Source organism: Cupriavidus sp. 05L310 (assembly GCF_056398185.1).
This window is the reverse complement of record NZ_JBFTOX010000119.1, coordinates 1-8,471: the sequence shown is the minus strand read 5'-3', so window position 1 is coordinate 8,471 and position 8,471 is coordinate 1. Positions and strand designations below refer to the sequence as shown.

Sequence of the window (8,471 nt, the reverse complement as noted above, 5' to 3'; positions counted from 1 at the left end):
CAGGATGTTGCCGCAGCCTACGCCGCTCCACCCGTATCTCGTGGCGCCACCACGCGTTGAAGTCATACACATAGACGAAGCCTTCGTGTTCGCGGAGACGAAACGCAGTCAGTGGCAGTTCGTTTGCCGCGGTGGAGAACTGCAAGACGGCCTCATGAGCTTTGCCGTAACGCCTGCCACGAATGCCGAACGTGTGCAGATGCTCGTCGGCCCAGCCCATGACTACCTGGATGACATTGTGCAATTGTCCGAGCGTCAAGTGCTCAGGAACGAGGACGCGTCGCCAAACCGGCGGGCTCAGGGCGCTCAGAGCAATTCGAAGTTGAAGGACGGAGATCGCCGGCCCAGGAACGGAAGCCATGCGCATTTTTGGTGCCTCATTGGCCTCTCGGCGGTGGTCCGGTTGTTTGCCCCCGTTTTGGCGCGGTCTCCCCTTACTGCGACAAAACCACATGAGCACGTGGCAGGTGGCTCATTATTTTCTTGAGAGAAGACCGGACCGTAGCCCCGCTTTGGCGCGGCTCTCCCAGCCGGGCTGACAAAGGGTAAATTCCCCAAAAAGATATCAAATAAGCACAAATTACCCACTGAAAATTTGCTTTTGACACTTCAGTTTCATTCGTATACATTTATGAAACTAATGTTTCATAGGATGCGACCTGATGGCCTCCCCCTTGCAAGACAAGATCCTCGAATTGCACGACCAGTTGACGGAGAGCGAGCGACGGCTCGCGGAGGTAACCCTTGAATGCATCGGCAACCTCGCCGCTTACTCGGCCACCGAGCTAGCGCAGAAGGCGGGCGTTTCCAAGGCGACCGCGGGGCGTTTCTTCCGCCGGTTGGGATATGAGAATTTCAATGAGGTGCGTGCGCTGGTACGCGACGAAAGCGATCGTGGCTCGCCCCTGTACGAGCTTGCGGGCGTCCAGCCGCCCGCGTCCTCGGACGCGCCCTTTGCGGCCCACCTGGCCAATGATCTACAAAACCTGGCGCAGACGTTCGATCGCCTGGATCCGGCCGATGTCGAGCGCGCGATCTCCCTCCTAGTTGGCGCCAGCCGCATTTGCGTCGCGGGTTTTCGCAATGGCCGCGTGCTGGCGCAGTATGCGTGGGCGCTGCTGACGCAACTGCGCGGCGGCATCACTTTGGTGCCCGGTGCCGGGCTGAATCTAGCCGAAGATCTCGCCGACCTTGGCGACAGCGATGTGCTTCTGGTCATGGACTTCCGTCGCCGCGTAACGCTGCTGCGGCCAATGGTGGAGCACGCAAATCGCGTCGGCGCGAAGGTCGTCATCCTGACCGATCCCAGCGCTACGGAACTGCCCGCCCGCTCCGACGTCGTCCTGCGCTGCGTCAACCATGGCGCCGCCGGATTCGACTCCTATGTCGCGGCGATCAGCCTGATCAACCATCTCGGCACCAGCCTTGCGCTGGCATTGGGAGACGCCGCGCGTCACAGGCTGGAGGAGATCGAAGCCCTGCATGACCACTACGGCGACCTCCACCGCTAAGGCACCAATCGCATGTAAACGTCCGTTCCTCGTCCCATGTGAACGGGCTCCCACTCTTTTTTGAGGAGACTGTCTTGAATTCACTGCTTCCCAACCTTCGCCTGCAATGCGCTGCGAATCCGTCGGTGCAACCGGATGCAAAATATAGCGAGCGACAGCAAGCGATACTCGGCGGGCAAGCCTATCTGCGTGCGGAACAGCAGATCAAGCGCTGGCCGGGGTATGCGCCCACGCCGCTGTGCGAGCTCAAGGGCCTGGCCAAGGCTGCCGGCGTCGCGCAGGTCCTGTACAAGGACGAGGCCGACCGCTTCGGTCTCGGCAGCTTCAAGGCGCTGGGCGGCGCCTACGCCGTCAGCCGCCTGCTGATCCGCGAAATCGAAGCGCGCACCGGCCGTGCCGATGTTTCGGTCGAGGACCTGCTGTCCGGCCGTTATCGTGATATCGCGCGTGATATCACCGTGACCTGCGCAACGGACGGCAATCACGGCCGCTCGGTAGCGTGGGGCGCCCAGCGCTTCGGCTGCCAGTGTGTGATTTACATCCACGCGACCGTGAGCGAAGGACGCAAGCAGGCCATCGAACACTATGGCGCGCAGGTGGTGCGCACAAGCGGGAACTATGACGACTCCGTACGGCAAGCCGCCGACGATGCCGCGCGGCTGGGCCGCTTCGTCGTATCCGACACGTCCTATGAAGGCTATATGGATGTGCCGAAGGATGTAATGCAAGGTTACGCCCTGATGGCCGATGAGGCGCTGCAACAACTTCCGGCTGGGCAAGTTCCGACGCACGTATTCCTGCAGGGCGGCGTGGGTGGTCTGGCGGCGGCGGTCTGCGCGCATTTCTGGGAGCAGCTCGGTGCATCCCGCCCGCGTTTTGTCGTGGTGGAACCCGACAAGGCGGCCTGCCTGTACGAGAGTGCCCGTGCCGGCAAGCCAGTCGCCGTGCATGGCGATCTCGACACCGTCATGGCCGGCCTGGCTTGTGGCGAGGTGTCGTTGCTGGCATGGGAGATCCTGCATCCTGGCGCGCACGCTTTCCTGACCATCGACGATGAATCGGCGCTGGAGACGGTACGGCTGCTGGCCGCCGGCCGTTACGGCGACGCGCCGCTGGTGGCGGGCGAATCCGCAGTCGCCGGCCTGGCCGGTTGCCTCGGCGCGCTTGGCGATGCACAAGTGCGCGCGCAGCTTGGCCTCGACGCCGGCAGCCGCATCCTGGTATTCGGCAGCGAGGGCGCCACCGATGCGGAGCTTTACCAGCGCATCGTCGGGAAGTCGCCCGAGCAAGTCAGGATGGCGGCTTGAAGATGCGCACGACAACGAATCGGACTGCCGCGCCGCACATCGATTTGCCCCGCCTGTTGGGCCGGATCGCAGCGCTGGCGCAGGTCGGCGCGATCGACGGCGGCGGTGTCAGCCGGCTCGCGCTGACCGACGAGGACCGTCTCGGGCGCGATCTGGTGGTGAGTTGGATGCGCGAGCTTGGGCTGGCGGTGAGCATCGACGCGATAGGAAATGTGGTCGGCGTGCGGGGAGGACGTGAGGATCTTGCGCCGGTCATGACTGGCTCGCACATCGATACCGTCCGTACCGGTGGGCGCTATGACGGCAACCTCGGCGTGCTCGCTGGCCTTGAAGTGGTGGCCGCCTTAAACGATGCCGGCATCGCCACGCGGCGGCCCCTGGCGGTTGCCTTCTTCACTAACGAGGAGGGTGCGCGTTTCGCGCCGGACATGATGGGCAGCCTGGTATTCCAGGGCGACCTCCCGTTGCAGCAAGCGCTCGATACCAAGGGCATAGACGGCAGCACGGTCGGCGAGAATCTGCGGCGCATCGGCTATAACGGCACGCATCCGGTCGGCACGAATCAGCTGCACGCCTTTGTCGAGCTACATGTGGAACAGGGACCGGTGCTGGAGCATGAGGGCGTCACAATTGGCGCCGTCACCGGCGTGCAGGGGATTCACTGGACGGAATTCACGGTTGAAGGCACGTCGAATCACGCCGGCACCACGCCGATGCGCCTGCGGCATGACGCTGGCCTGGTTGCGGCACGCATCGCCTGCTTCGCGCGGGACCTGGCGCGCGAGTTGGGCAGTGGCCAGTTGGCAACGGTGGGGCAGGTCAAGCTCTCGCCGAACCTGGTCAATGTGATCCCGAACCTGGCCGTGTTCACGCTGGACCTGCGCAATGCCGATCAGGCGATCCTGGCCGAAGCGGTGCGCCGCACCTTCGATTTTGCGCACGAGCTGGCGCGAGACGAGGGGGTAAAGCTGTCCCATCGCTCGCTTGCCGACTTTGCCCCCGTTGCGTTCGACAACCAGATCATCGGCCGGGTGGAAGCGATCGCCCGTCGGCATGGCCACACTGTACAGCGCATTGCGAGCGGCGCCGGCCACGACGCACAGATCCTGGCACGTATGTGTCCTGCCGGCATGATCTTCGTGCCCAGTGTCGGCGGTCTGTCCCACAACGTTGCCGAGTTTACCGACGACAGCGATATCGAGGCGGGCGCCAGTGTCCTGCTCGATTTGCTGCTCGAACTAGCTGAACAAAAGGAATAGGAGTCCAATTCATGCCACGCTATATCAATGTCGCCGCCGCCCAGCTTGGGCCAATTCAACGCGCCGACTCCCGCCGGGACGTCGTCGAGCGCCTGCTCGCGCATCTTCACCAGGCGCATGCCATGGGCTGCCAGTTGGTTGTATTTCCGGAGCTTGCGCTGACCACCTTCTTTCCGCGCTGGTATCTGGAAGATCCGGCCGAACTCGATGCTTTCTACGAGCGCGAGATGCCTGGTGCGGAAACCCGCGTGCTGTTCGAGACCGCAGCCAGGCTTGGAATCGGTTTCTATCTCGGCTACGCCGAGCTTGCGCTGGAACAAGGTGTCGCAAGGCGTTACAACACCTCCATCCTGGTCGGGCAGGACGGCGCCATCGTCGGGAAATACCGCAAAGTTCATCTTCCCGGGCATGCAGAGCATGAACCTTGGCGCGACTTCCAGCATCTCGAAAAGCGCTACTTTGAACCGGGTCTCGGTTTTGACGTCTGGCGTGCCTACGGCGGTGTGATCGGCATGGCTCTGTGCAATGACAGGCGCTGGTCGGAAACCTACCGGGTGATGGGCCTGCAGGGCGCGGAAATGATCTTGTTGGGATACAACACCCCGGTACATAACCCGCCCGCGCCAGAGCATGACGATCTGTCGATGTTTCACAACCACCTCGTCATGCAGGCCGGCGCCTACCAGAACGGCACCTGGGTGGTTGGCGTTGCCAAAGCCGGCAAGGAAGAAGGCTGCGAGATGATCGGCGGCACTTGCATCATTGCCCCGTCGGGCGAGATCGTGGCGGCATGCTCGACCAAAGGGGACGAGCTGGCAATCGCTCGCTGCGACCTCGATCTTTGCCGCTCCTATAAGACTACGACGTTTAATTTCGATCGCCACCGCCGCCCGGATGCGTATGGGCTGATCACCTCGCGTCGGGGCGCCATCGAACCAGAGCATCTGGTGGCCTGACCGGCAGTCTTACCCAGCTTCCCAAAACAATAATTTCAGCGAGCGCCTTGCGGCGCCCGCAGGGGAGCGTTTTGTCTTAAAAAACCAACGGAGGAACAAAGTGAGTGATTCCCTGCAAACGGCCGGCGCCGTCAAGCCCGCTTCGCGCGTTGGGGCAAGTGCGGTGTCCGCACACGACAATGCCCTGTACAGCAAGGTGGCGTGGCGCCTGCTGCCATTCCTGATGGTGTGCTATATCGCTGCATTCCTGGATCGCGTCAATGTCGGCTTTGCCAAACTGCAAATGCTGGACGACCTGAAGTTCAGCGAAACGGTTTATGGCCTCGGGGCTGGCGTCTTCTTTATCGGATACTTCTTGTTTGAAGTACCGAGCAATGTCCTGATGCACCGCATTGGGGCCCGAAAAACGCTGGCTCGCATCATGATCCTGTGGGGTTGCATCTCCGCAGCGATGGCAGTGACGCAGACAGCCACTCAGTTCTACGTGTTGCGCTTCCTGCTCGGTGCGGCTGAGGCTGGTTTTTATCCAGGGATCATTCTGTATTTGACCTACTGGTTCCCATCGCACCGGCGCGGGCAGATCATTGCCGTGTTCATGACGGCAGTGCCTTTTGCCGGCATCCTGGGCGGGCCACTGTCTGGCGGGATCATGCAAGGCCTACACAGTCATGGCGGCTTTGCCGGCTGGCAATGGATGTTCCTGATCGAGGCCGTTCCGTCGATCCTCCTCGGCCTGGCCGTGCTCTGGTACTTGGATGATCGCATCGGCGATGCGGCCTGGCTCAATGCCAACGAAAAGGCACGCCTTGTCCAGAACCTGGCGGCGGAGAAGGCGGTAAAGGTCGAACATATCTCGCTGTGGAAACTGCTGAAGGACCGGCGGGTTGTGCATATGGCATTGATCTGCTACTGCACGGTTTCCAGCTTGTCCGGGCTTGCCTTCTGGATTCCGTCAGTCATCAAATCCACCGGTGTGGTGTCCCTTCTGGAGATCGGGTTCCTGACCGCGATTCCCAACGCCTGTGCCGTGGTATCCATGGTGCTGCTGTGCCGTCACTCGGATGCGACCCGCGAGCGCCGCTGGCACATGATCATTCCCTTTCTCATCGGCGGCACCGGCCTCGCCCTGAGCACGCTGTTCAGCCACAACCCGACACTCGCCGTTGCCATGCTATCGATTGCGGCGGCCGGCTGCATGGTTTGCTCGCCGCTGTTCTGGAGCCTGCCCACCGCCTTCCTGGAAGGCAAGAGCGCCGCCGCCGGCATTGCCGCGATCAATGCGTTCGCCGGTCTGGCTGCCTTCGCCAGCCCATACGCGATTGGCTGGATCAAGGATCTCACCGGCTCGACCAACTGGGGCATGTACTTCCTCGCCTCCTTCACGGTGATCGGCGCCATCCTCGTCTATCGCGTGCCGAAAACACTGGTGAACCGCTAACCGGCCTTGTGGGGACGCCCGGCGTCCCTTCCCCCAAAATTGGAGTTCAGCATGACAACCGATGTCGTTACCCTGACGCAGGAGATGGTCCGCATTCCCAGCCTTTCCGGAAAGGAGGGGGAGATGGCAGCACTGATGGCGCGGCGCATGCGCGAGTTCGGCTTTAGTTCCGTGACCACGGACCGGAACGGTTCGGTCCTGGGCCTGATCGGCCCGGAGGACGCCGAAGTCGCACTGCTATTCGACGGTCACATGGACGTCGTGCCCGTGACCGGTACCTGGCGCTTCGATCCCTTCGGCGGGACCCTTCATGAAGGCCGGATCTACGGCCGCGGAAGTACCGATATGAAGGGGGGGATTGCAGCGGCAATCTGCGGTGTTGCCGCTGCTGCACGCGAGGGATGCCTCACGCGCCGTGTGGCGGTATCCGCCAGCGTGCTCGAAGAAGTGATCGAAGGCTATGCCCTGTCCTCGGTTCTCGATGCGTGCGTACCCGCCGCGGTTGTCATCTGCGAGCCTTCAAAGCTCCAGATCAAGGCCGCGCAAAAGGGTCGACTGGAAATCCAGCTGACCTTCCACGGCAAGCCGGCGCATGCAGCCACCCCGCACCTTGGCGTCAATCCGCTGCATGCGGCGGCCCGCGCACTGCTTGCGCTGGAAACACTGGCGTTGCCCGGCGATCCGCGCCTGGGACAAGCCTTGCTGGTACCGACCGATATCGTTTCGTCGCCGTACCCTTCGATCTCGATGATTCCGCTTTCCACTACCGTTCGCTTCGACCGCCGGACCCTGAGCGGCGAATGCAGGGAGGATGTCCTTGGCAGCATCAGCGCCTGCCTGAAAGCCGCGGGCTTGAAGGACTTTACGCTGGCGGTAAGCGAAGATCAGGTGGAGACGTTCACCGGCGAACGAGCTAGCCCTTCGCGTTGGCTGCCCGCGTGGCAACAGGCCGACGATCACCCGCTGGTACGCGCCGCCGTGGAAGCAGTCACGCGCTCCGGCATCAAACCGCGCGTGGGCAGTTGGGCTTTCTGCACCAATGGCTCCGAGTCCGCCGGGCGCCGTCGCATCCCTACCATCGGCCTGGGCCCGGGCGCTGAAGAAGACGCCCACACGATAGACGAGTCCATTGCCGTGGATCAATTGGAGGCAGCGTGCGCTGTCTATAAGCACCTGGCGTTGATTACAGCGGGTAAGGAGTGATTTAGTCGGGCGGCTTTCGCACTGCCGCACGGAGAAGTCCGAGGCAAGCTTCCCGTCGGGATGATCGAAGTAGCCGAGCGGGAAGATCCCACTCCTCCACGAGGACCGGAATGACGGACGCTTGTCTCCTTCGAGCCATTGACCCAACCCCTGGTTGCCTGTGGGCGGCGCGATAGTGCTGTAGACGCGGACAACGCGCGAGCCGCCGCAGATCTACCCGAAAATGTTGCGAGCTCGGGTTGTGCTGCACCAACACCCCGCTGTAGGCAAGTGGCAGCGGACTCACCAGCCCGCCGGTGTCAGCCAGCAACCGCAAGTCGGGACTCCGGTCGCACAGTCGAAGTTGCCGGGCGTCATATAAGCCATGGCCTCGACTCGCTGTGTCAACGCATGAGCCGTCGTCATGCTGCCGTCGCCCGGCAACCTAGCTCTGATTGGTGGGCCTACGGCACCAACGGATTATGAGTCCGCTGCTCTAACCAGGCATGAACTAGAGGCCCGATGGAGCGGGTGAAGGGAATCGAACCCTCGTCATAAGCTTGGAAGGCTTCTGCTCTACCATTGAGTTACACCCGCGTGCGATGCGCGGCATGATAGCAACTACCCCAATCGGCGTGGCATTATTTGTTCGGTTAGACAACCCTATCCTCATGCGGTTATACACATCGTTGACCCACCGAAGCGATCCTGGCGCCCCGGAAAAGTGTTTACATTCAAGGACTTGAAGCGGCACTTGTAAACTGTCTGAGTCTCGCGTTTACTTCTGCCTTTTTGGGTGACGCGTTGACGATTGAATC

General features: G+C 62.0%; 7 protein-coding genes and 1 tRNA gene. 6 read left to right on the top strand and 2 right to left on the bottom strand.

Annotated features, from left to right (window positions below):
- The coding region (locus tag AC1DS6_RS41910; protein WP_477104723.1) for a plasmid pRiA4b ORF-3 family protein at positions 1 to 367 on the bottom strand (367 nt) is incomplete at its 3' end.
- Between the two features lie 307 nt (positions 368 to 674).
- Here AC1DS6_RS41910 and AC1DS6_RS41905 point away from each other — a divergent pair.
- From AC1DS6_RS41905 to AC1DS6_RS41880, 6 genes are all read left to right on the top strand, one after another.
- Positions 675 to 1,511 carry a MurR/RpiR family transcriptional regulator gene (locus AC1DS6_RS41905; RefSeq protein WP_477104722.1) on the top strand — a complete coding sequence of 279 codons (837 nt, stop codon included), beginning with the start codon at positions 675 to 677 and terminating at the stop codon, positions 1,509 to 1,511.
- 74 nt (positions 1,512 to 1,585) lie between these two features.
- Positions 1,586 to 2,818: a diaminopropionate ammonia-lyase gene (locus tag AC1DS6_RS41900; RefSeq protein ID WP_441629721.1), complete on the top strand. Its 1,233-nt coding sequence runs from the start codon at positions 1,586 to 1,588 to the stop codon at positions 2,816 to 2,818.
- Positions 2,819 to 2,820: 2 nt separating this feature from the next.
- On the top strand, positions 2,821 to 4,077 hold the full coding sequence (locus tag AC1DS6_RS41895) for a M20 family metallo-hydrolase (RefSeq protein ID WP_477104721.1): 1,257 nt from the start codon (positions 2,821 to 2,823) through the stop codon (positions 4,075 to 4,077).
- Positions 4,078 to 4,088: 11 nt separating this feature from the next.
- Positions 4,089 to 5,033 (top strand): N-carbamoyl-D-amino-acid hydrolase, encoded by a 945-nt coding sequence (locus tag AC1DS6_RS41890; RefSeq protein ID WP_441629719.1) that lies wholly within the window; start codon positions 4,089 to 4,091, stop codon positions 5,031 to 5,033.
- A gap of 112 nt (positions 5,034 to 5,145) precedes the next feature.
- Entirely contained in the window at positions 5,146 to 6,471 is a 1,326-nt protein-coding gene (locus tag AC1DS6_RS41885) for an MFS transporter (protein ID WP_477104724.1), read from the top strand.
- Between the two features lie 51 nt (positions 6,472 to 6,522).
- Complete coding sequence (locus AC1DS6_RS41880; RefSeq protein WP_477104720.1) at positions 6,523 to 7,674, top strand: YgeY family selenium metabolism-linked hydrolase; 1,152 nt, start codon at positions 6,523 to 6,525, stop codon at positions 7,672 to 7,674.
- A gap of 502 nt (positions 7,675 to 8,176) precedes the next feature.
- Here AC1DS6_RS41880 and AC1DS6_RS41875 read toward each other — a convergent pair.
- A tRNA-Gly gene (locus AC1DS6_RS41875) sits at positions 8,177 to 8,250 on the bottom strand.
- Positions 8,251 to 8,471: the final 221 nt, after the last annotated feature.